The following is a 23,687-nucleotide window of genomic DNA, read 5'->3' as shown; positions in this document are numbered from 1 at the left end:
GTTTTAGCGGGTTCACAATAATGCTAAAGCGATCTTGCTTATAAATTTAAATCGTGAACAAACAAGATTATCTTACCTCCCAAGTGGAGACTATGTCTAAAAGGGCAGCAAATGAAATTTAAAATACGTTCTTTATACGCAGCACTAACACTAGCTGTTGCTGCACCTGCAGCTAATGCTGACGATTTATTGCAAATTTATCAGCAAGCACTGACTAGTGACACCATTGTCCTTCAAGCTCAGTCTCAACGTGATGCATTATACGAAACGATTGAAGAAAACCGTGCTCCCCTACTGCCAACTATTAGTGCAAATGTCGGTTATTCAAAAGCATGGAATGATTCTGAAGGTTCTCCGACAGAAAAACCTGAAGGCTTTACTGGTGGCTTAAGCTTAAACCAAGTTATTTATGACCATAGTGCATGGGTTGGACTAGACCTTGCTGAAATGGCAGCATCGCAAGCAGATTCTGCTTATGCTTCTGCGCTTCAAGCTTTAATCATTCGTGTCACAACAGCATATTTTGATGTATTAACGGCTAAAGATAACTTCGAGTTCCAAGGTGCTGAAAAACGTGCAATTGAACGTCAACTAGAACAAACCAAGCAACGTTTCGCTGTAGGTTTGACTGCTATTACTGACGTTCATGAAGCGCAAGCTCAATACGATTTAGCATCAGCAACCGAAATTCTTGCAGAAAACACGCTTGCTAACAGCTACGAAGCATTACGTGAAATCACTGGAATAGATCATAAAACCATTAATACGCTTGATACCAATCGTTTCTCAGCAGGTACGCCTAGCCCAACCACTTCTTCAGAATGGTTAACTATGGCTGAAACCAACAGCATCGATTTAATGACGCAACGTATCGGCCGTGACATCGCCAGCAAAACCATCGAGCTATATAAAGCGGGCCATATGCCATCGCTTAGCTTAGACGCTGGGTACACTAAAGGCTTTGAACAGCAAAATCCCGATATTGATTATAACAACACCAATATTGCTGTAACGTTAAGTGTTCCACTTTTTGAAGGTTTCAAAGTCACCTCGCAAGTAAAACAAGCTCAGTTCCAATATGTTGAAGCAAGCGAGAAGCTAGAACAGGTTCACCGTGGTGTAGTTAAAGATGTACGTAATAACTTTAACAACGTAGGCGCTTCAATCAGTTCAATCCGTGCTTATGAGCAATCAGTTATTTCATCTGAAAGCGCATTAAAAGCCACTCAAGCTGGTTTTGAAGTGGGTACACGTACTATTGTTGACGTATTAAACCGTACACGTGACTTATATGATTCAAAGCGTCAGTTATCAGATGCTCGTTATGGTTACATCAACTCAATCCTAGCGCTTAAGCAAGCTGCTGGCACCTTGAGTGAAGATGACATCATCTCAATCAATAATGGCTTAATTGCCCAGTAAGTCTGCTAATGTTAGGCTGATTAAGTCGGCTGATAGCTGAAAGTAAGACATAAAAAAACCGCCAATTGGCGGTTTTTTTTATGACTGCGGAGCGAATTAGAACGTTAATTCAACACCAGCAAATGCACCTTTAAACGTCATGTTTTGAGTTGTGCTAGAGAAGTCATCAACGTCAAAGTTAAACTCGCGGTAACCCACACGGACAGCTGTATCTAACGCAGTACCATCAAACTTCCAACCTACACCTGCGTTGTAATCATAAACGCTAGTTTCGTCAACACCTAACATCACGTCAGCAAATGCATACAGACCAAGGCCTGGTACACCCACTTCTGCGCTAGCATAAACCATGACAATGCCGCTATCTACGTCTACTTCTTCTGGATGACCAGGATCTTGAACACGTAAAGAACCATGCATTTGTTTGTAAGCAGCACCTAAATCTAATGCAACTATATCGTTATCTAGGATTTCGTAGTACAGCACGAAATCTGTGTTACTTAAATCGTTATACACAGTGGTATCAGATTCAAACTGATGACCATTGAACATAAAGTTTGAGCCGACTTGGCTTCCTTTTCCTTCTAAACGGTTTTCACGAATCTTAATATTCGGTACTAACGGAATTGGATGCTCAATAGCAATCCATAAACTACCTTGAGATTTAGACTCGTAGTTATAAGTTTGCGCTACACCATCATCGCTGTTGAATGAACCACTGGTATCAGCATCCCAGTAATCACCACCAACTTTAAAACCAACAACAGTAGCTGCATGAGCAGAAGAAACGCTCAACATACCTAATAAGGCAGTGGCAAGAAGTGTCTTTTTCATCATTATCCCTGAGAGAGTAAGTTAGTTAAATCAATTACCGCGGCATTTGCACGCGATATATAGTTAGCCATCACCAAAGAATGGTTAGCCACTAATCCAAATCCATCACCGTTTAAAACCATTGGGCTCCAAACTGTTTGCTGAGTCGCTTCAAGTTCACGAATGATTTGACGTAAACTGACTTCAGCATTTTTCTTTTCTAACACATCGGCAAAATCAACTTCGATGGCTTTCATGAAATTCAATAACGCCCAAGCAGAACCTCGGCTTTCATAAAGTACATCATCAATTTTCCACCAACTCGTCTTAATTTCAGCGCTGGCAAGTGAAGGGGTTGACTGCCTTGCTGTTGAATCACCAGCTAAATCAGTGTTTAACCTGTCTTGACCAACACTGGCCGATAAACGTTGAGACATGCTACCTAAACGTTTTTGAACCTCTTTTAGCCATTCATTCAAGTTATCTGCACGGGCATAAAACTGGGCATTGCTGTTATTAGTATCGCTAATTTTTGCGCGATATAATTTCAGCAATTTGATTGCTTCGCGGTACTCGCCCTCTGCACTTGGTACTAACCAACTGGTATGTTCAATATTTAACTTTGAATGCGCGGCAAGTAAATCGCCATCGGCGGTTGATTGCGATTGCGAGCGACTGAACTCCTTACGCATTATCAAGGCTAAGTCACGAGATTGCTCAAGTGCACCAAATTCAAATGCCGGCATATTATCCATCATCACTGATGGTGGCATAATATCATTTGATAACCACCCACCTGGTTTGTCCAATAGGGTTTCCATGGTTGAAATAAGTGAAGATGTGGTCGCATAACCTACAATGTTTTCGCCACTTTCATTTTGCAGCACTTCAGGCTCGAGAATATCAGGCTCAATACTCCACCAAACCGCAATGAAATAACCAATTAATAAGATTATTCCTACGACGCCAAATACTTTATTCCTTGTCATTTGCATCAATACAACTCCTTAATGATGATGGTGGTGATGGCTCTCTTGAGTTTCGTTAGTCGATCTTTTCTCAACAGCCAATTCAATAGTGAGTGTTTTGCCATCTTTGAATGTCAAAACCAATGGGACAGTATCACCCATCGTTAGTGGTGCAGTTAATGATAGCAGCATAATATGATCACCTGAGGGCTGCAGCGTTAACGTGCTATGAGATGGAATATCAAAACCTTCAACTTGACGCATTTTAACCATGCCATTTTCTTCAACCAAGGTATGTAATTGCGCTTCTTTAGCTGCTGGCGTAGTCACAGAAACTAAAGTCACATCCTCATCAGAATGATTCATCAAGGTTAAATAAGCTGCGGTGTTTGGCACGCTTGCAGGCATTGCTCGTACATGTCCTTCACTCAGCATTATTCCGGCTGAAGCAGAAAAAGAAAATATGCTTAATGCTAAAAAACTAAACAGTTGTTTGAATATTGCTTTCAATGTCATAAACTCCATTTACACCCTACTCGTGTCCATAAGGAAAACAACGAATGAGTCAGATTCAGGTTAAGGATGATCAAGGCGTACGTATTATCAGTTTTAATCGTCCTGAAAAACGCAATGCATTTAATCTTAAAATGTACCAACAGGTTACAGAATACCTGATCCAAGGTGAAGCCGACAACGACATTCGTACCTTTATGTTACGAGGTGAAGATAACTGCTTCACTTCAGGTAACGATATCGCAGACTTCCTTGCCAGTGGTGAGTTAAACGACACTCACCCAACGGTACAATTTCTTCATTGTTTGCTTAACCTCAAAAAGCCGATCGTTGCTGCTGTATCTGGTGCCGCCGTGGGCATCGGTACCACAATGCTGCTGCACTGTGACTTAGTTTATGCAGATAACAGCGCTAAATTTCAGCTGCCCTTCGTTAACCTAGCATTAGTACCAGAAGCGGCCTCAAGTTTACTATTACCACTTATTGTCGGCCAACAAAAAGCCGCTGAATTAATACTTCTAGCCGAAAGCTTTAACGCGGAAACAGCTTGCGAACTTAACATTATCAATAACGTAATTGAGCAATCTGAACTTGATACATTTGTTCTTAGCCAAGCCAAAAAGCTGGCAGCTCAGCCGCCACTTGCACTACAAGCATCTAAAAAGTTACTACGTTATAACCAAGCAGAGGTTAAGGCACAAATGCTGGCTGAATTAGAGGTGTTTGGCGAAAGGCTAAAAAGTGATGAAGCTAAAGCACGCTTCCAGGCCTTTTTAAAAAGATAATAGTCTCAGCAAAAGCGAGTAAAGAGGCTGATTAATAACGCTTTGAAAATTTAGTTTATTAATATTGCTTAAAGGCGGTAATACACTCTGCTTTACGTATCCATGATGTTAGGGGGAAGTTTATTTACACCCTAACATCAGTATTTTGTTTTTTGCTGGCTCACAACGATTGCAGTTACAAAATAAGCAATCAACCCCATAGTTGGGTTTAAACAAATAGCTAATAACGATAATACTCGTGTCCACATAACTGACCAGCCAAACTGTTTTGATACTGAGTTAGTTGCGCCGCATATAATGCTTTTATCAGCTTTTAAAAACTTTTCCACATCAGACATGTTCATTTTCTTTCTCCAGCGAAATCTAAACTTGTCATCTCTTTAGAAATCGCATCAACACTTTTAAATTGGTACCACTGCAACCCGCATATCAGTAATGAACAAACAATAAAGCTAACAACGGGAAGCAGAAGTAATGAAATTAATGGATCTGCTAAATGAAGTATCATCATTAAATCCATGAATTAGTCCTCATTGCTGGCTAAAACAGAATCAGTTGTTGCTTCTTGCTTCGTTTCAGCTAACTCCAGTGAGTTGTTTAACTCAAACACTTGCTCTGCAATTTGGCTATGCAGCGACAGGACAATTTCTTGTTTTGCTGTTTGCAGCATTTCAGTTGCAGTTTCACTAATGCGTGTTTCTAACACATCAATCATATCGGCACTATTTAAGTCATTTGCTTGAGCGCCCATACTTGCTGTTGCAAATAATGCGACTAAAGCCACTTTTTTCAATACACTTTTAGCTGATGAATTTGCGTTAGTGTTAGTAGTAGAAATTAAACCAGTTGTATTAGTTGTTGAGTTAAACATGATGTCTTCCTTTTCAATTATTGGGTACACCATGGTTATTACAAGCTACGTGCCAAGTTTTAAAAAATACTTTTAAACACTGAATTTAAAGAGTTTTTTCGGCAAACAACATTTTTCAACCACAAAACCATATTGAGTGATTTTTAAACTATTAGCATTTTTAACCACTAAAATAGTGAATTTAGCTAAAACTTAATTAGCCAAATAAAACCCACAAAAAAAGCGCCATCAAAAGGCGCTTTTTAAAACTAAAAAATCATCCAGTAATTAGTATCGTTACACTGTTAGACCACGTTAGTTTAATGAATTAAACATTATTATTGGGGTAAAAAGTGACATCAGCTGGCGGGCGACTCTGCTCCATTCTCGCAACCGCATCCCAAATAACTGAAACACCCGCTCCAGCTTTATGGGCGTTCTCACTTAAATGTCTACGCCAACCTCTTGAACCTGGTAATCCTTGGAATAATCCAATCATGTGACGAGTTATATGGTTTAGTCTGCCACCGTCTTTTAAATGTTGTTCAATATACGGCATCATTTGCTCAATCACTTGCTCACGAGTGATAACGGGCTTGTCTTCCTTATATATCAATTGATCCACTTTCGCTAACAGATATGGATTCTGGTAAGCCTCACGCCCAATCATCACACCATCTAATTGCTCTAGGTGCGTTAACGAATCTTCTAAGGTTTTTACCCCGCCGTTAATACTGATATTCAAATCGGCATAATCACGCTTTAACTGGTACACACGCTCATAATTAAGCTCAGGTATTTCACGGTTCTCTTTTGGACTTAACCCTTGAAGCCACGCTTTTCTGGCATGCACAATAAAGGTATCACAGCCAACTGCTTTTACCGTATCAACAAAATCCGTTAAAAATTGATAACTGTCTTGCTCATCGATACCGATTCGAGTCTTAACCGTTACAGGGATATCAGCAACTTGCTTCATCGCATCAACACATTCAGCCACAAGTTGTGGCTCACCCATTAAGCAGGCACCAAAACGACCATTCTGGACTCGATCAGATGGACAACCCACATTGAGGTTAATCTCATCATAGCCGCGCTCAAACGCTAACTTGGCGCACGTAGCTAAGTCTTTTGGATTTGAACCGCCCAATTGAAGCGCGACAGGATGCTCTTCTTGGTTATAAGCTAGATAATCGCCTTGCCCATGAATAATTGCACCTGTGGTGACCATTTCGGTATACAGCACAGTATTTGCCGACATTAATCTCGCAAAATAGCGATAATGTCTATCAGTCCAATCAAGCATGGGGGCAATAGAGAGTGCTCTGTTTAACTTCTTGTTTGTCACAACTAACTCAACCTTTTTACAAATCAATTGGTTAAACCAAAAACTATCGATTACAACCAGCTTAAATAAAATGCCTTTCAGGCCTATTCTTACTTTTCAGTCCGTTTGGCGAACCTGATCCACCTCTTCTATTATAAACAACGGAGCATACAAAAAGACGAATTATACCATTAATAAGCGTACAAGAAAGAATGCAACCGCTTATTACACGACAATCAGAATGACAGGTAAACTTAATCCAGCTATGACCTCTACTTTTGTCCCCAACTTTCCTCATTCTGAGCTGCCAATTTGAACTCTTTTACTAACCAGTTGGAGTTATTGAAATGTAAATGTTGGTAAATTTGCCCTCTTAACCAAAATGAACAGCCCGCCTAAGAATTAACAACACACTTACAATAGACGATTTCCGAAAATACAAAATAAAAACTTAAACCGATTACCCCAATAATAAATAATCGATATAAATCAATATCATAATATTTATACTAAATAGAAAAAAATCTGTTTTTAACGCTTTCAATTAATTTACATTGTCAAACTAAAATTTACAAATAGTTGCGATCATGATCGTAAAACTAAAAACATGTATCAGATCGTGATGAGAATGATTTGCATTTGTAACAACACGGTATCAAAATGCCCGCGAATATAAATTGATAATAAATAGGACTTTCTGATGGCGAAGCATACATTCCCGATCGCACCTTTAGCTATTGCTGTAGTTTCCGCATTACTAACAGCATGTGGTGGAGGCTCTTCAGACTCAAACTCTGCACCTGTATTTGACACAGCTTCACTGGCTGTAACTGTGCAAGAAGACACTAGTTTTGATGGTAATTTAATCGCCACTGATGAAAATAGCGATCAAATCACCTTTTCTATTACTCAGACGCCTGAAAATGGGTCACTTTCATTGAGTGCTGATGGAAGCTACAGTTATACGCCAGCAGTTGATTTTTTTGGTACAGACACCGCAACAGTACAAGCAAGTGATGGAACGGTTGCCACCTCAGCAAATCTGGTATTCACTGTCACCAATGTGAATGACATCCCCGTAATTGTAAGTAGCAGCATCGCTGTGAATGCAAATGGTGTGACTGAAGGACAAATTGTGGCGACGGATGCTGACGATGACGATCTAAGCTACAGCATTGAAGCTGCCCCAGAATCAGGAACATTAACACTTGATGCAATAACGGGCTCATTCACTTACACCGCAGACCCATTATCATTTGCCAAATCTTTTACAGTAGGTGTCACCGATGGGCATTCTGACATGCTCACAGCCGTTATTGAGCTTAAGCCTAGCTACGAAACTAATCAGCAAAAGCAAGACTATTACTACGCTTCCGAATTATCACATCTTAAGCAGTCTCAGGCATTAATTGATAGCCTTGAACAAGACAATCTAGCTGACCCAGCCTACCTTGCGTTAGCCCGCGGTTATGCCAATGCAGGCTTTACTGACGAAAGTAGCCGTATTGTCAATGAAGATATTATTAATCAAGACAACAAAGCCAGAGCATTAAAAGATATTGCATCTGACTATAATGACAATGGTTTATTTGACCAAGGTGACACACTTCGTGATGAGGCATTAAAAGTCTACAATATCTACGTCGCAGACAAAGGCTTTAGTAGCTTCAATACCTCAGATGGTGGATTTTACCTTTCTCTATTAGGCGATTATCAAGACAGCGGCAATGAACTAGGCGCCGAAAATGTATTAGCAACGCTTGAGCTGATTAAAGAAGCACTAAAATCTGATGAATATACGACAAATTATGGCTATTTACTGACTAGCAACCGTAATTATGTCGAGGCATTGCAAGCACAATACTTGGCGGATAAAACAGAGGCGAATCGACTTAAATTTGTTGCTTCCGTTGATCATTTTGTCGAGTACATTGAAGATATCGGTTATGAGTATTTACCCTCTTCAAAAACCAATGCCGGAAGCCCTGATTATTATAGACGAGCATTTTATTACGGCTGGGCGCTTGAATACTATGTTCGTGCAGGCGAAGAGCTTAAAAGTAAGGAGCTCATCGCGCGGATAATTTCTCTACACGGTGAGGTAACTTACGATGAAGAATATAATCGTCCAGCGAATGAGTATGCGGAATATACCAAAGAGAACGGCGTCGCTTATGCATTACAACTCGCGGCCGGCCCGCTAGAACTGTTTTACCCTAACATAACACCGAACCCAGCTTTAGCGATTGTAGCAGGTTCCGAATTCTTAGATCGGTATGAATCAACGGTTCAGGAAGAGATTGACGATTATCATGGGTTATCAATCATACTTGAGGGTGGCAGTGTTGAAACCGCAACAGACTATTTAATTGCTCTATCACCAGATGCTTACCGAACACAGTTCAGAGCCGTTGCAGAGCAAACAATTACCAGCCCAGGATTAACCACACACCTTATTAATTATGGTATGTATGATGAAGCCAAACAGGCTATTGAAGTTGCCAAAGGCATTCTTACCAGTGAAGAAATGATTAATGAAAGGCTGACGTCTCCAGCCTACATTGTTGGCGACTGGGGCTGTGGTAAATTGATCGAATTACTCCAACGGATGGATGCTCAAGATGATGCCAAAGCATTATTCCCAACCTGCCATCAACTATTAACTGATAACTACCCGATCAACGCAGAAGGCCTTACAACCTCTAACCTGTTAGATGCACGACAGAAGTTGATGAGCATTGCTGGTAAAGTCGATGAGTCAGAAGTCGCAGCAGCCACGACCATTGAAGCACTATCGTTGATCGACATAGTCAGTGATTTTGAAGACCGTATTGAATGGCGTTACGAATTTTCCCAAAGCGCTGCACTTAACGGCTTGTTAATGAGTGCTGCTGAGCAAACAACAACATTAGTAAACGAATATATAGCCGGATATGAGGCATTTGTTGCTGCAGAAGATGGCGATGAAGAAGCAGGATTAGACTTAGGTATTGATATACTTGAGCAACTTGCTAGCCCTGATGATTTTAATACCTCTACTGATGCGTACTCTGTGGTAACACAAATGCGTTATCACGCAGCATCGGATGAATATGCGACAAGTTTAGCCAGCGTACAAGCTGATATTGCAAAGCTAATTAGTTTCATTGATACCAAGGTGCAAACACAAACCGCAACCATTCAAGCTAATATTTACGAGGATTCGGTCGCCCTACTTGCTGGAGCGCGTAACTACGATTTAGCAAAAGAGATCATTGCTCGAGATGCCAATGCAGAAGCTGCTCAATTAGAGCTTACCTCTGTATTAGCTGAAGAAATCGCCCTACAAGAAGATTTCCCTGCAACTGTTGCTGCTAACGTCGATACAGATCAAGACGGCAAGCCTAATTTCTTCATCAGTATAGCAACTGAAGAACAAATCACCGCTTCTGGCTTGACCGCTGATGATGATACTGACGGTGACGGTATTCTTGACAGCGAAGATGTTAATCCACTATTGCCTGATAACGCGCAGTAACGGTTAACACTATGAAGTTAACACTTAACCCTGTATACGTCAGCATGATGCTGGCGTTAAACCTAACGGTAACCTTTTCCGCTTTTGCGGAAGAGGTTGACTCTTTTGAACAGCAACAACAAACAATCCTTGCAAGCACTAAAAAGACTGCTGAATTATGGCAGAGCTGTGCTCAGCAGTTACGTTTTCCCGAAGCGAAGTTACTGAGCGACGAGCAAGCTAAATTAATGAAAGGCTGCCTTAACAATGACGGAACACCTGTTGAGGTGATAGAAGTCACAGGTCGTTACTTTGGCCCAGAAGTACTTGAAGCCCAAGGTAGAATATTCCTATCTCAGGATTTCATTGAAAATGCCCCTATTGGCAATGGTGACATTACTGAGCTATTAAAAGGTCTTCCGGGTATTCAAACCAGTGAAGCTGACAATAGCTTATCGAGTCTAACGGACATTCGTTCGCGTGAGGTATCTATTTCTGGCGGTAAAGCCTACCAAAATGGATTTTTTATAGACGGAATGAACGTCAATAGCCGTATCGACCCTGGTAGCTCTTCATTAGCCACAAGTAGCCAAAACTCAGTAGCGGGTCATACAAACGAGTTCTTCTTAAACAAAGACTTAGTAGAAAGCATTACCGTCTATGACTCTAATATTCCCGTCGAATATGGCGAGTTTGTGGGTGGTGTTGTGGAATCTCAAAGTAAAGATGCCTGGGATTTACCCGCGGTAAGACTGGGGTACCGAGGCACTAGTTCTGATTGGGTGGAGTTCCATGATATCTATGGCGACAATGCCGATCCTTCTGAATCTACTTTTGACAAGCCGGTATATGACAAACACCAATACAAACTTCAACTCGCTAAGAAGCTGGAAGATGGCCGAGGTATTGGTCTAAATGTTAATCACACCACATCGACACAGAGTATCGAGTCCCTTGGCGTATTAGAAGATACCGAAAGTACAAACTCGAACGTGATGTTGAAGTACGACTCTGAACTAGATTGGTTTGATCACCTCAGTGTATCAGCGCTTTATGCCCCTTTTGAAAATCACGATATTCTCACTGACACCTTAAATAGTGAGTACACAACCAAAGGGGGTGGCTATGCACTAAACGCGGTGGGATATCGAAACCTTGGTTGGGCCGACTGGAAAATTACTGCTAACAGTCGTTACAGTGAAAATAGCCGCACAGCACCTCAAGATTACTTCTCTTGGGCGAATGTTCCAGGAAAAGATTGGGCTGATCCTTGGGCGACCGTATCTAAAGAAGGTGCTTATGGTGATCTCGATACCCAACAAATCACCTATTCGTTAAATAACAAGTTTGATTTTGACGCCAACTTTTGGGACTTAGACCATCAATTTAGTATGGGTCTACAATTAGAAAGTCAGCAAATATTGCGTGATCGAGAGCAGCAAGCTGTGACCTATTCTAACGCTAGAATAAACAGTCAAGTGGACTGTAATGGCAACAATTACGATTGTATTGAACAGTCAAATAACACCTCTATTGAAGAGCTGGAAGCCATATTAGGTGAGCCATTTGATCCAACCAACCCTGAACACCTCGCGCTTTATGAAAAGTCAGTCGGTACAACGGGACAGTTTTTTCAACGGCGAGTTATTTATCAAGAGGAACATATTGATGTCACTGTGCGTAAAGCATCAATGTACATTCAAGATGTGATCGAGTGGGACAACCTAAAACTAAATTTAGGTTTGCGTTATGACACTGAAGATTTCTTTGGTAATCATAATATCGCGCCACGTATTTCCGGTGGTTATGACCTTTTTGGCGACAACCAAACCTTAATCACTTTTGGTGCTAGCCGCTATTACGATGCGAATTTAACAACCTATGCAATTCGCGAGCAGCAGTTACCTTATATCACCCAATACCGTGACTCATACAATAATGTTGTCGGTGATTGGATTGATGACAGCGAGCAAGACTTAACGCGGTATCGATACGACGGCGTAAAAACCCCCTATTCTGATGAATTAACCTTGGGCTGGAAACAAGAATTGCTCGGTGGTTTCTTGTCCTTGCGTGGCGTTTGGCGCCAAAACAAGGATGAAATTGGTCAGGGTGACTCTGTTAGAGAAGGAGGCTATACCTATCTTTATCAAGTTAACAAAGGTGAGAGCGAGCAAAAGCGTATTTCCCTGTCTTGGAATGGCCAATGGCGCAATCATAGTTTCTGGGCGAATACTTCTTGGTCTGAAACTTATACGAGTCAGGAAAGCTATGATGACAATATCGACGATACACCAGCTGAAGATATTGTTGCTTATGAAACCACTATCATTAATGAAGATGGCACTGAAGAAACAATTTATACCGCTGTTTCTCTAGACGACCTTGACCGACTTGCATCAAATTATGCACGCCCTTGGATAGTTAATATGGGCTGGACCGCCAAGTGGACTGATGATTTACAAACGACGTTAACCGCAACATACACCCAAGGCTACACATCTGTATCGGCAACTTCTGAAGTACATGAATTTGAAGATATTGTAGAGACTACACCTTCAGGAGAATTACTCCCCCTTGAAGCAACTGTTTACAGGGAGTTTGAATATGATGATGCCATTTTATTTAATGCATCATTACGTTACCGACTACCTAACTACAATAAGCACGGCCTAGCCTTGAGCTTTGATGTGAGTAACTTATTAGACAGCCGAACATATTCGGTACTACCAGGTGAGTCGGGAGTTGAGGTTGGCCGTAGTTTCTGGCTAGGCATTAATTATACCTATGACTAAAGCCAGAGTATAAGTCGCAATAAAGCCGGAACAGCGTGTTGGTAACCTTCTTAGTTTCCCAACACGCTGAACTCCCTAATTAAAGGCGACGTTATTAAGATTAACGGACCAAAACATTATTTTGTTTTCCAGACTTAATTGATAACAATCACGGATATTAACGGTGCAAATGTTATCAAGAAAATTTCTGGTTCTTTTTTAACTAGTTCGCGATGCGAACATAAATTTTCCTAATGTGCACTCAATGAATGAATACAGAAAAATGCTGACGAGCTGTGCTCGTCTTATCGCTTGTATTGTTGTCTTCATAAGCGTTACTTGTTCAGCCCAATACCAATGGGATCCCGCTTTGACTACGGGCAAGTTAGACAATGGACTACAGTACGTTATCTACAACAGTGATAAAAAAACTGATCCTTTTAATATACGCTTGATTGTTAACGCAGGCTCCGTAGACGAAAAACAACGCGCAGGTGTTGCGCATATGCTTGAGCATATGGTGTTTCACAAAACTCAGAACCACCCAGAAGGGATCCACAACTATCTCGAAAAACTGGGGTGGAAAACAGGTTTGCAAGTTAACGCGATGACTCGTCAGACTGAAACTCAATACATGATCCGAACTCGGCCTAATGATGCATTAGATATGCAAGGTTCACTTGCATTAATGTCACAACTTGCAGGCCACGCCACCTTAGATGCTGCAGATTGGCAGCGAGAACGAGGGGTAATTGTTGAAGAGTGGCGTCAGGGAAATGGGTTAGCTGATGAAGTTAACCAGCTAAAAAAAGCGGTTGTAAGAAATAACTCCCGTTATGTGGATCGCCCTACTATTGGTACTTATGAATCAATTAAACAAGCCGATATCAGTGAGCTAAGAGATTTCTACAACACATTTTATGTCGCGAGTAATATGAAATTAGTCATCTCTGGTTATCTCGATGTCGCAAAAACTGAGCACGCTATTCAGCATTCGTTTGGCCTTTTACCATCAAAACCACAGCCTAAACGCGACTATGTGGCTTTGCCTTTATCGCCTAAGCTATATATAGATAAAGTGCAGCATCCTAAAGGTAGCACTTCCATGGTGGTTTATGGATTACGTATGCCAATGCCTGACCGTACAACAGAGCAAGGTCAGTACACGTATTTACAAAATTACTTCTTACGTAAAATGATGAGGAATCAAATACGACGAAATAAATCATTAGTTGATTCTGATGATATTGAAAGCCTTAGCCTTACTGTCAAAGAGCCAACAAATAACCGTCTGATTGTTGCTATTGCCTCTCGCACTCATAATCATGAATTAGGCCTCAAAGTTGTAGCAACTGAATTGGCTCGGCTATACCGAGATGGTTTAGATAAGCAAGAATTTATCCAAATACGAGACAAAGCAAAAGAGATTAATAGCCGCAATATTAAAGCCGCAAAGCATCGTGATTTTGCCGCTTGGGAAGATAAAATTACTGAAGCGTTTGTACAAGGCAGCTTGTTAGAGTCGCCAGTTGCACGTAGCGAGCGCACTCATCAATGGTTGAATAAGATGACCTTTGAAGAGCTTAACGCACGCATGCGTGAAATGCTTGATGCTGAAGACAACTTTTTATACTTCCAAGCTGGTGGCGATCAACAAATCACACTACCAACAACTGCAGAAGTTCGTCAATTGCAGGCTGATATCCAAGCAAATATCAATACTCTTGAAAAAAGTGTGTTGTTAGCCGATGTCAAACCCAAAGCAGCCCAAGCCATCAATACAGCCTCGGTCTCAGAAGTAACGACACCTAAACTGCCAAAAGTGACCTCAAAACCTGGTAGTTGGTCTCCACTTGAATCTGAGCAGTGGCAATATCAACAGCAAACATTAACCTTAAGAAAATACCAGCTAAGCAATGGTGACCAACTGTTGTGGCTTAACAAACCTACCTCTGATAATAAACTGTATATCAAAGCGTTAACTCAAGTAGGTTTTCAAAACAACGCGATGCCAGCGTGGCTTGCTCAAACCAGTATACAGTTGTGGCAACAGAGTCGTTTAGCGCAATGGAGTGAAACTGAGTGGCAACAATGGCAAGTGGATAATCCACATTGGCAATGGGAATTTAAAGCCAATGAGCTGGATTTAGCTGCTGTTATAGCACCCGATCAATTAGCAACCTTAATGCAGTTATATCATTTACGAATGAGTACAGGTATTGATAAAGGTGCCTGGGAGTCAGTTAAAAATGACGTTGTTGAACAGGCAAACCGAATTCAACCAAAATCGCAATTTGTCAATCAACAACGTTTTGGTGAATCAACGTTTGATGACATTAACCAAGTTGACGTTGATGGCTTAAACCAAGCAAAAATTGAAGAGCAAGCCAAAACTATCTTATCGCAACCAGTCACCTTCTATATCATTGGGGAATTATCGCAAACTGATTTAGAACAGCAAATGAGTCATTCATTGGCGAATATTAGCCGCAAAGCGAGTTTGGATAACAACAGCAGCATGCAACTTCCAGCTAACCGTGTTGAGTATATTCAAAGCCATGACCAGCAAAAAGCCGAGATTAGTCAGTACGGGTATTTACCGATGCAGTGGACCCCCGAAAATGCATTCTTAGTATCAACGCTGACACCTATTGCGAAAAAAATGCTTAAGAAAAAACTCAGACAAGAACTCGGCGGCATTTATTCTATCAAATTTGAAATGCGCTTAGATCCTCAGCAGAACAGAGTGGAAACCGAAGTGCATTACACTTGCGCACCAGAGCGTGCTGATGAATTACTTACTGCGACGAATGAAGTGCTTAACAACCTGTCTTCCGCTATTGCTGAACAAGATTTACAACGTATTGTGGAAGATATCTATTTTGCAGAAAAAAGCCGTAATAACAATGCTAACACTTGGCTGAGAAGACTTATTTTATCTGACAAACGTTATAAAAATGCTAGCTATATCAAGCGGTCTGGACAATTACACGACCAGGTAACCCTTGAAGGCTTAGAAGTACTAGCGAAACAAATCTTCCCATTACCACATCGATTAACCTTCATCGATATGCCCGGAGGAAAAAAATTATAGATGATACGTCGGCCACTCAATATAACAGTGGCCGAGTTATTGATTTTAATAAACGACCAAGACATAACAGTAGGACAAAACATGAAAGCAAAAAAAATGATTGCCGCAGCAATTTTCTTCAGCACCTTAGTCGGCACTGCGCAGGCGGCAACAGACTTTGGTGAAGGTGTGAATAGAGACTACCTAGTACCAGTATCGACCTTGATGGACTCGCCAGAGGATTACCTTGAAAACACGGTTACTATTGAAGGAACCATTGTCGGAGTATGTGAGCACCGTGGTTGTTGGATGACCATTGCCTCTGACAAGCGTTTTCAAACATTACGAATCAAAGTAAAAGACGGCGAAATGGTATTTCCATTAACTGCTCGTGGTAAAAAAGCGTTAGCGACTGGAAAACTACAGGCGCTACGCTACGATCTTGAGCAAACTCGTGAGATTAAAGCGCATTACGCTAAAGAAGCTGGCGAAGCATTCGATCCTGCATCAGTGACCGAGCCAATGACTATGTATCAACTGGTACCGACAGGAGTCAGTATCCTTGATTAAATGGTTTAAAAGTATTAATTGGTATCGTCTTAATCGAAATTTACACCGTGACATTGGATACTTTTGCATCGGTTTTTCAATTATTTTTGCGGTATCTGGGATTGCGGTTAATCATATTGCCGACTGGAACCCTAATTATGCTGTGGAAAGGCAGACTAAGCAGGTTGACGACAGTGACTGGTTAGCACTTGATGAACAACACATTATCCAGCGAATGCAGAACAGCTTTGGATTAACACAAACGGTAAAGTCCAGCTTTTGGCAAAATAAGAATCAGTTTGAAGTTTTTCTCGATGATGGAGATACACTGTTTTGGGATAGGCGACATCATCAGGTGAGCTATCAAGATATTGAGCCTAGAGTGATCCTTCAGGCATTGAACAAGTTGCACTTGAATGAAACACGCAATGCATGGGTGTATTTCTCTGACTTGTTTGCTGGCATGTTGATATTTTTGGCATTGTCAGCCTTGTTTATGGTCAAAGGAAAGCATGGTCCAGCCAAGCCAAAATCAATTGCATTGATGAGTTTAGGCGTGTTCATTCCCGCCTTTTTTTTATTTCTATCCTGACACAAACTGTATAAACAATGCATATTGAGCCCTTATTTAAAGAGCTCAATATGCATTCAACTTAAGCAAAAGTACCTCAATAGTAAAATCATGATATTTAACTAAAAAGGTTGATTAACCATCACCCAAAACTGACTTTCATCGCCGCCTGTGACAAAGTCACCACGAATAACGATATCTTCAACTTCAAAGCGAACACTAGCGCCATATGAGGTTTTCATGTCTTGATGCAAAGCACTCATACTAAACTCGTCACTGACATTACCAGCCTCGAGCAATAATGCCCATTGCCACCAAGGTACATCATAGAGATTGAATACTGGCAGATTTTGTAATGGCTGCCAGCGAGGGGTAACACGGTACTCTAAGGCGTAATTAACTGCGCTTCGGCCAGTAAACTGCTTCGAGTCATAACCTCTTAAACGATCAAAGCCACCTAGAGATACCCCCGCAAAGCTTGGCGGACGCTTATAATCTTGGACGTCACCATCAAAACTATCCCAGCTAGGGGTATCAGCTATATAAACATTTGCTGCTAATACTTGCTCTTCAAACCATGCATTACTACCTAAAGATAAAAATGCACTTTGCTCGAATTCCCACATGAACCAATTGGGGTCATCGTTAATTTCACTTCCGCGGGTTAATGTCAGATTCGTCTGACCACCTTGAGTCGTATTATTGGCAGAGTCTCGATTATCCCAATCAAGCGCAAACTCAAAGCCCCTAGCTTCGTCTGGCAAGTAGTCTAACGCTTCTAATTCACGGTATTTATTAAATGGCGTAAGCGTCACAGAGGTTACACCGGACTCTAATGGGTTCCAGTTAACTGCATTTTTCTTGCGAGCAAGTGATGCTGCAGCGCCATTGGCACCGCCGCCAATTGGCAGTACATATTTGATATGCAGTTTTGAAAAGCCTTCGTCACCGACACTGATAATTCGGTCAGTTTGTTGATCCTTTACTGACTGAGGTAAATAATAAATCCCTTGCTCATAATGACCACGAAATAATTCAGCACTAAACAGCCATTGATCTAATGTAGGGAGTTGATAATTATAAAAGCCTGCGTAGGTTAACCAGCTATCATTCGCCGAATATAGCCCTATCCCTAGCGCCACGGCTTGAGCCTGGCCAGCATGTTTAATCAAGCCTGCGCCGCCAAAAGTAGTACTCAGCGTTTCCGTTGAAAAAACAATGGGTACAGCAACAAATTCGGCATCATATTGTGGCATCGCTTTCGAATCGGCTTCATCAGTATTATCGCCTGATAGCTTTTGGCTTGGATCTGCCAATTCTTCCACTGGCAGTTCTACTGAAACAGCAGTGCCTTCTGTAGCAATTTGTTGAATGGTATTTGTCTGAGCAAGACTGTCTAAACTGAATAACACGCAATAAATCATTACGACTGATTTATACAACTGCACCTAAGGTTCCTTTTAACATTTCTTAGCAAATGACAATGTCATTCTTGTAGATCGACGACTACTCTTGGGGTTAGCTTAGTCACCAACTCATAGGCAATTGTACCTATATGTTCTGCTACTTCTTCTACCGCTAATGCTTTGCCCCACAGCTGAACGAGATCGCCCACTTTGTCTGTGGCTTGAGCGCCTAAATCGACAGTTAACATATCCATCGACACACGACCAACTACTGGAACTCGACGTCCATTTAACCAAACTGGTGTGCCTTCTGGTGCATTGCGCGGGTAACCATCACCATAACCAATAGCCACGACACCAAGCTTAGTATCTTTTGTTGCAGTCCAATGCGCCCCATACCCAACGCTTTGACCCGCCTTGTGTTCGCGTACGGCAATTAAATTAGATACTAACTCCATTGCAGGAACTAAACCGTGATGAGTGCCTTTATCTCCATAAACAGGCGAAACACCATAAAGTGCAATACCCGGCCTTATCCAGTCACATTGGCTTTGAGGCCAAAACAATGTACCCGCAGAGTTAGCTAAAGTACGATCGCCAGGAAGATCTTCAATCAGTTGATTAAAAGCATCCATCTGCTGCAGAGTAAGGCTATTGTCAGGTTCATCAGCACAAGCAAAGTGAGTCATTAAATGAATAGGCTGCTTTACATTCGGACATGATTTTAAACGTTGATAGACATTTTGGAATTGCTCAATCCCAAAGCCCAGTCGATGCATACCTGAATCGACTTTAAGCCAAACAGTGATTGGCGCAGTTAAATTAGACTGCTCAAGCATTTCGAGCTGAGACTCATGATGGACGACAGTATCGATTTGATGTTGTACCAACAAAGGTAAATCAGATTGACGAAAACAGCCTTCAAGTAGCAATAACTTTGCCGTAACTCCGCCTTCACGGAGCTGTAATGCTTCTTCTAGTCTTGCTAATCCAAACCCGTCGGCATTGTCCACACATTGAGCCACATTGAGTAAACCATGGCCGTAACCATTAGCTTTAACCACAGCCATCACTTTACTATTAGGTGCAATCTCTCTAAGCCTTGTAAGGTTATCTTGCAGGGCTTGACGACTAATTTCAGCACGGGGAAATGGTTTCAAATAATTGACCTTATTTGGCAAACTAACTCAGGTAGTATCACCTGAAAGACTAAAAAATGAGCCTCTGTTTTAACAACAGAGGCTTGTTTTGATCATAGCAACTTACTGACGTATTTTAGCTTTGTGAAGCAGGATTAATCTTCATCAAATATTTGCGTACCAGAATAATTATCAAAGCGAGAGAATTGCCCCTGGAAGGTTAACGGCACACGACCAATTGGGCCGTTACGCTGTTTACCAATAATAATCTCTGCCACACCTTTTTGTTCAGAATCATCGTTATACACTTCATCACGATAAATAAACATGATCAAATCGGCATCTTGCTCAATCGAACCAGATTCACGCAAATCCGAGTTAACAGGACGTTTATCAGCACGTTGCTCTAGCGATCGGTTAAGCTGTGACAATGCGATAACTGGGATTTCTAGCTCTTTAGCTAACGATTTAAGTGAGCGTGAAATTTCTGCAATTTCTAAGGTACGATTATCTTTTAACGATGGTACCTGCATTAACTGCAAGTAATCGATCATAATCATAGACAAACCACCATACTCACGCGCAATACGTCGAGCACGACTTCGAACTTCCGTCGGGGTTAATCCTGAGCCATCATCAATGTACATCTTGCCTTGTTCAAGCATAATACCCATAGTCGATGAAACACGCGCCCAATCTTCATCGTCTAATTGACCCGTACGGATCTTAGTTTGATCCACTCGGCCAAGAGAGGCCAGCATACGCATCATGATTTGTTCTGACGGCATCTCCAAGCTGAAAATAAGCACAGGTTTATCTTCGTTCATCGCCGCTTGTTCACACAAGTTCATCGCAAAGGTGGTTTTACCCATTGATGGACGAGCGGCCACAATGACTAAATCGCCAGACTGAAAGCCTGCAGTCATTTTATCTAAATCACTAAATCCGCTGGATACCCCGGTAACACCGTTATGAGGGTTATTATATAACTGCTCGATTTTATCGACGGTTTTTTCGAGAATTGATTTAATACCTTCAGGGCCTTCGTTGGCATTGGCACGGGATTCAGCAATTTTAAACACTTTGGTTTCGGCTAAATCGAGTAAGTCACCCGAGTTTCGCCCTTCAGGGTTATAACCTGCATCGGCAATTTCATGTGCCACACCAATCATGTCGCGAACAACAGCGCGCTCACGTACAATGTCGGCATAAGATAAAATGTTACCCGCGCTTGGGGTGTTTTTAGCAATTTCCCCTAAATAAGCAAATCCACCGGCATCTTCAAGCTGATCTTCAACTTCTAAGCGTTCAGATACGGTGATCAAATCGATCGGTTGCCCCGTTTCGACTAAACGGCTCATGGCGGCATAAATCATTCGGTGTGAACGAGAATAGAAGTCATCTGCCACGATAGCTTCAGAAACTCTGTCCCAAGCTTCAGCATCAAGCATCAAGCCACCTAAAACAGATTGCTCAGCTTCAATAGAATGAGGCGGTAATTTAAGCGCATCGACTTGAGCGTCTTTTAACCTTTCCTTTGCCTTAAAAACACCTTTTTGTGACATTAAAACTCCCAATTCCCAACCTGTTTGTAAAATATGGTATAACACGAGGTCATGCAAACATGTTGCGCAACAAATGGCGCAACATTAACCGCTGATGCGGACTAACAATAATAATATTTAAGGAAAGAACATGCGTATTGCACTCGTTGCAGCCCTTGTGCTGTCTTCCGGGCTAGCCCAAGCCGATGAAGGCCAATGGCAACCCTATCAAATGCCTTCTATCGCAGATAAATTAGCACAACGCGGCATCGAAATTCCTGCAAAACAACTTGCAGACTTAACCCAATATCCAATGAATGCTGTTGTCGGTCTCGGCTATTGTACCGCCAGTTTCGTTTCGCCCCAAGGGCTAGTTGTTACCAATCATCATTGTGCCTATCGAGCAATACAATATAACAGCAAAACTGAGCATAATTACCTAGAAGAAGGCTTTCTTGCTAATACCAAAGCTGAAGAACCTTCAGCCGGCCCTAACGAGCGATTATACATCACTGAAGCTGTTACTGATGTAACTAAAAACGTTAATGCCAATTTAAGCGAAGAACCATTGGCACGTTATGAAGATATCCAATCGAATCGCAAAGCATTAATTAAAGAATGTGAAACCGATGACAACTACCGCTGTTCAGTGAGTAGCTTTCACAACGGTTTAGAGTATTACTTAATTAAGCAGCTTATTATTCGTGATGTACGTTTAGTGTATGCACCACCAGAAAGTGTAGGTGCTTTTGGTGGTGATATTGATAATTATGAATATCCACGTCATTCAGGCGATTTTACCTTCCTACGCGCTTATGTTGGCAAAGATGGAAAACCTGCTGGATACGCTGAAGATAATGTCCCTTTCGAGCCTAAAAGTTACTTAAAAATTAATGCCGATGGTGTTAAAGCTGGCGACGGTGTATTTGCCGCAGGCTACCCTGGTTCAACAAGCCGTTATCGTCTCACCAGTGAATTAGAGTTTGCCAGTGATTGGATGTACCCAACTTACGCCAATCGCTACCAACTTCAAATCGACACCATCAATCAAATGGCCGCCGACAATAATACTATTGCGATTAAATATGCTGGCAGCTTAGCGTCAATGGCTAACCGCATGAAAAAGCTCAATGGATTATTAGACGGTTTTAAAGCCACTGACATTGTGGGCATCAAACAAGCACGCGAGAATGATTTCTTAGCTTGGCTTAAAAAAGATACTCAAGCGAATCAAAACTTAATCACTGAACTTGAAGCGCTACTTGCTAAGCAGCAAAATCAAATTCAAACGGATTACTTTTTTAATAACGCCCAATCTAGTTCGCTACTTTCTGCTGCAAAAAAACTGTATCGCTTAGCTAAAGAGAAACAATTACCTGACGCTAAACGTGAGCAAGGTTTCCAAGAACGCGACATGAAGATGTTTGCGGCTAACCTTAAACGCTTAGAGCGCAGCTTTGATGTATCAGTGGATAAAACCTTGTGGCTTCAAGACTTGAATGCTTACATGGCGCAAAATCAGCGAGTGGCTATTTTAGATGAAGCACTCAATAAAATTTCAGACGCTGAGGCTTTATCTGCAAAACTTGATGGGTATTATGCGTTAACCAACCTAACCGATAAAGAACAGCGTTTAGCTTGGATGGATAAAGATGCCCAAGCATTTGAAACCAGTTCAGATCCGTTTATTCGTTTAGCCGTTGCCCTGCACGATACCAATATGGCGCAAGAGAAAACGGAAAAATCTTTAAAAGGACAGCTTTCAACAGCACGTCCAGAGTATATGAAAGCCATTATTGCTTATTACAAAGCAAACGACTGGCCTGTATACCCGGACGCTAACCGCACCTTACGCATTACTTACGGCATGGTAGATGGATATCAATCTCGTGATGCGCTTTACAAGCAACCATTCACTCGCCTTGAAGGAATTGTAGGTAAGCATACGGGTGAAGAACCATATAATGCCCCTAAGAAGCTGTTAGATGCTATCGCGACTAAAGACTATGGCAAACATACGGTTGCTTCTGTTTATCAAGACCCACGCTCATGGATTTGCAGCTTATTCTCATGCTTAGACAAACCTGAAGAGTTTAACTCTGTACCAGTTAATTTTTTATCAAGCGTAGACACGACTGGCGGTAACTCTGGCTCTCCAGTATTTAATGGAAAAGGTGAATTGGTTGGTTTGAATTTCGACTCAACTTACGAAGCAATTACCAAAGACTGGTTCTTTAATCCAACCATTACCCGTGCAGTTCATGTCGACTTCCGCTACATTCTGTGGATGATGGATAAAGTAGACCATGCAGATAATTTAATCCAAGAGTTGGATTTAGTAAGAAACTAATAACTCGCTAATACACAGTTCAACAGCCTCGATTAAGTGGTTAATCGGGGCTTTTTTATGTTTGAATCTTTAATACCAGACATAAATTTCAGGCATAAAAAAACACC

Annotated in this window: 18 protein-coding genes; 8 read left to right on the top strand and 10 right to left on the bottom strand. The window is 41.5% G+C overall.

The window, feature by feature from the left end; genetic code table 11:
• Window positions 1–111 precede the first annotated feature (111 nt).
• On the top strand, window positions 112–1,422 hold the full coding sequence (gene tolC / locus QPX86_RS02875) for an outer membrane channel protein TolC (protein ID WP_285164082.1): 1,311 nt from the start codon (window positions 112–114) through the stop codon (window positions 1,420–1,422).
• A 96-nt stretch (window positions 1,423–1,518) separates the two neighbouring features.
• Here tolC and QPX86_RS02870 read toward each other — a convergent pair whose 3' ends face one another.
• From QPX86_RS02870 to QPX86_RS02860, 3 genes are read right to left on the bottom strand one after another with little or no spacing between them, the layout of a single operon-like run.
• On the bottom strand, window positions 1,519–2,256 hold the full coding sequence (locus QPX86_RS02870) for a TIGR04219 family outer membrane beta-barrel protein (RefSeq protein ID WP_285164081.1): 738 nt from the start codon (window positions 2,254–2,256) through the stop codon (window positions 1,519–1,521).
• Window positions 2,257–2,258: 2 nt separating this feature from the next.
• Entirely contained in the window at window positions 2,259–3,230 is a 972-nt protein-coding gene (locus tag QPX86_RS02865; RefSeq protein WP_220752151.1) for a DUF2333 family protein, read from the bottom strand.
• Window positions 3,231–3,242: 12 nt separating this feature from the next.
• Window positions 3,243–3,728 (bottom strand): copper chaperone PCu(A)C, encoded by a 486-nt coding sequence (locus QPX86_RS02860; RefSeq protein WP_220752149.1) that lies wholly within the window; start codon window positions 3,726–3,728, stop codon window positions 3,243–3,245.
• A 35-nt stretch (window positions 3,729–3,763) separates the two neighbouring features.
• Between QPX86_RS02860 and QPX86_RS02855 the strand changes: the two genes are divergently transcribed.
• Window positions 3,764–4,501, top strand: a complete 738-nt coding sequence (locus QPX86_RS02855) for an enoyl-CoA hydratase-related protein (RefSeq protein ID WP_285164078.1) — start codon at window positions 3,764–3,766, stop codon at window positions 4,499–4,501.
• 137 nt (window positions 4,502–4,638) lie between these two features.
• On the opposite strand, the gene QPX86_RS02850 is transcribed toward QPX86_RS02855, so the two are convergent.
• The 4 genes from QPX86_RS02850 to dusA all read right to left on the bottom strand — a co-directional run bounded on the left by QPX86_RS02850 (window position 4,639) and on the right by dusA (window position 6,699).
• Window positions 4,639–4,845, bottom strand: coding sequence for a PspC domain-containing protein (locus QPX86_RS02850; RefSeq protein ID WP_220752145.1), 207 nt, complete (start codon window positions 4,843–4,845; stop codon window positions 4,639–4,641).
• Window positions 4,842–5,021 (bottom strand): hypothetical protein, encoded by a 180-nt coding sequence (locus QPX86_RS02845; RefSeq protein ID WP_285164076.1) that lies wholly within the window; start codon window positions 5,019–5,021, stop codon window positions 4,842–4,844. The genes QPX86_RS02850 and QPX86_RS02845 overlap by 4 nt, the downstream gene beginning before the upstream one ends.
• Before the next feature lie 3 nt (window positions 5,022–5,024).
• The gene (locus QPX86_RS02840; RefSeq protein ID WP_220752141.1) at window positions 5,025–5,372 is read right to left on the bottom strand and encodes a hypothetical protein; all 348 of its coding nucleotides are present in this window, start codon (window positions 5,370–5,372) and stop codon (window positions 5,025–5,027) included.
• A 307-nt stretch (window positions 5,373–5,679) separates the two neighbouring features.
• Window positions 5,680–6,699 carry a tRNA dihydrouridine(20/20a) synthase DusA gene (gene dusA, locus QPX86_RS02835; protein WP_407696616.1) on the bottom strand — a complete coding sequence of 340 codons (1,020 nt, stop codon included), beginning with the start codon at window positions 6,697–6,699 and terminating at the stop codon, window positions 5,680–5,682.
• Window positions 6,700–7,378: 679 nt separating this feature from the next.
• On the opposite strand from dusA, the gene QPX86_RS02830 reads away from it, so the two are divergent.
• From QPX86_RS02830 to QPX86_RS02810, 5 genes are all read left to right on the top strand, one after another.
• Complete coding sequence (locus tag QPX86_RS02830; protein WP_285164075.1) at window positions 7,379–10,195, top strand: cadherin-like domain-containing protein; 2,817 nt, start codon at window positions 7,379–7,381, stop codon at window positions 10,193–10,195.
• A gap of 11 nt (window positions 10,196–10,206) precedes the next feature.
• Window positions 10,207–12,969, top strand: coding sequence for a TonB-dependent receptor plug domain-containing protein (locus QPX86_RS02825; protein WP_285164073.1), 2,763 nt, complete (start codon window positions 10,207–10,209; stop codon window positions 12,967–12,969).
• A 244-nt stretch (window positions 12,970–13,213) separates the two neighbouring features.
• On the top strand, window positions 13,214–16,042 hold the full coding sequence (locus QPX86_RS02820) for a M16 family metallopeptidase (RefSeq protein ID WP_285164071.1): 2,829 nt from the start codon (window positions 13,214–13,216) through the stop codon (window positions 16,040–16,042).
• 81 nt (window positions 16,043–16,123) lie between these two features.
• Window positions 16,124–16,591 (top strand): DUF4920 domain-containing protein, encoded by a 468-nt coding sequence (locus tag QPX86_RS02815; RefSeq protein WP_055023447.1) that lies wholly within the window; start codon window positions 16,124–16,126, stop codon window positions 16,589–16,591.
• On the top strand, window positions 16,584–17,162 hold the full coding sequence (locus QPX86_RS02810; protein ID WP_285164070.1) for a PepSY-associated TM helix domain-containing protein: 579 nt from the start codon (window positions 16,584–16,586) through the stop codon (window positions 17,160–17,162). The genes QPX86_RS02815 and QPX86_RS02810 overlap by 8 nt, the downstream gene beginning before the upstream one ends.
• A 101-nt stretch (window positions 17,163–17,263) precedes the next feature.
• Here the strand turns inward: QPX86_RS02810 and QPX86_RS02805 are convergent, their stop codons facing one another.
• From QPX86_RS02805 to dnaB, 3 genes are all read right to left on the bottom strand, one after another.
• Window positions 17,264–18,589: a BamA/TamA family outer membrane protein gene (locus QPX86_RS02805; protein ID WP_285164068.1), complete on the bottom strand. Its 1,326-nt coding sequence runs from the start codon at window positions 18,587–18,589 to the stop codon at window positions 17,264–17,266.
• Window positions 18,590–18,627: 38 nt separating this feature from the next.
• Window positions 18,628–19,707, bottom strand: coding sequence for an alanine racemase (gene alr / locus QPX86_RS02800; protein ID WP_285164067.1), 1,080 nt, complete (start codon window positions 19,705–19,707; stop codon window positions 18,628–18,630).
• Window positions 19,708–19,841: 134 nt separating this feature from the next.
• A complete protein-coding gene (gene dnaB, locus QPX86_RS02795; RefSeq protein WP_220752133.1) occupies window positions 19,842–21,251 on the bottom strand; it encodes a replicative DNA helicase in 1,410 nt (469 codons plus the stop codon).
• A 130-nt stretch (window positions 21,252–21,381) separates the two neighbouring features.
• Between dnaB and QPX86_RS02790 the strand changes: the two genes are divergently transcribed.
• Window positions 21,382–23,580 carry a S46 family peptidase gene (locus QPX86_RS02790; RefSeq protein WP_285164065.1) on the top strand — a complete coding sequence of 733 codons (2,199 nt, stop codon included), beginning with the start codon at window positions 21,382–21,384 and terminating at the stop codon, window positions 23,578–23,580.
• The last annotated feature ends 107 nt before the right edge of the window (window positions 23,581–23,687 follow it).

It is taken from the genome of Shewanella goraebulensis (assembly GCF_030252245.1).
GTDB classification, from domain to species: Bacteria; Pseudomonadota; Gammaproteobacteria; order Enterobacterales; family Shewanellaceae; genus Shewanella; species Shewanella goraebulensis.
Note: the sequence above shows the minus strand (reverse complement) of the source record. Positions and strands in the feature narration are given on the sequence as shown.

Excerpts from the sequence above, each read along its gene's own strand:
- QPX86_RS02820 (WP_285164071.1), top strand. The coding sequence starts at position 13,214 with ATGAATGAATACAGAAAAATGCTGACGAGCTGTGCTCGTCTTATCGCT.
- tolC (WP_285164082.1), top strand. The coding sequence starts at position 112 with ATGAAATTTAAAATACGTTCTTTATACGCAGCACTAACACTAGCTGTT.
- QPX86_RS02855 (WP_285164078.1), top strand. The coding sequence starts at position 3,764 with ATGAGTCAGATTCAGGTTAAGGATGATCAAGGCGTACGTATTATCAGT.
- QPX86_RS02870 (WP_285164081.1), bottom strand. The coding sequence starts at position 2,256 with ATGAAAAAGACACTTCTTGCCACTGCCTTATTAGGTATGTTGAGCGTT.
- QPX86_RS02860 (WP_220752149.1), bottom strand. The coding sequence starts at position 3,728 with ATGGAGTTTATGACATTGAAAGCAATATTCAAACAACTGTTTAGTTTT.
- QPX86_RS02840 (WP_220752141.1), bottom strand. The coding sequence starts at position 5,372 with ATGTTTAACTCAACAACTAATACAACTGGTTTAATTTCTACTACTAAC.
- QPX86_RS02865 (WP_220752151.1), bottom strand. The coding sequence starts at position 3,230 with ATGCAAATGACAAGGAATAAAGTATTTGGCGTCGTAGGAATAATCTTA.
- QPX86_RS02850 (WP_220752145.1), bottom strand. The coding sequence starts at position 4,845 with ATGAACATGTCTGATGTGGAAAAGTTTTTAAAAGCTGATAAAAGCATT.
- QPX86_RS02815 (WP_055023447.1), top strand. The coding sequence starts at position 16,124 with ATGAAAGCAAAAAAAATGATTGCCGCAGCAATTTTCTTCAGCACCTTA.
- QPX86_RS02825 (WP_285164073.1), top strand. The coding sequence starts at position 10,207 with ATGAAGTTAACACTTAACCCTGTATACGTCAGCATGATGCTGGCGTTA.
- QPX86_RS02790 (WP_285164065.1), top strand. The coding sequence starts at position 21,382 with ATGCGTATTGCACTCGTTGCAGCCCTTGTGCTGTCTTCCGGGCTAGCC.
- QPX86_RS02830 (WP_285164075.1), top strand. The coding sequence starts at position 7,379 with ATGGCGAAGCATACATTCCCGATCGCACCTTTAGCTATTGCTGTAGTT.
- QPX86_RS02845 (WP_285164076.1), bottom strand. The coding sequence starts at position 5,021 with ATGGATTTAATGATGATACTTCATTTAGCAGATCCATTAATTTCATTA.
- dnaB (WP_220752133.1), bottom strand. The coding sequence starts at position 21,251 with ATGTCACAAAAAGGTGTTTTTAAGGCAAAGGAAAGGTTAAAAGACGCT.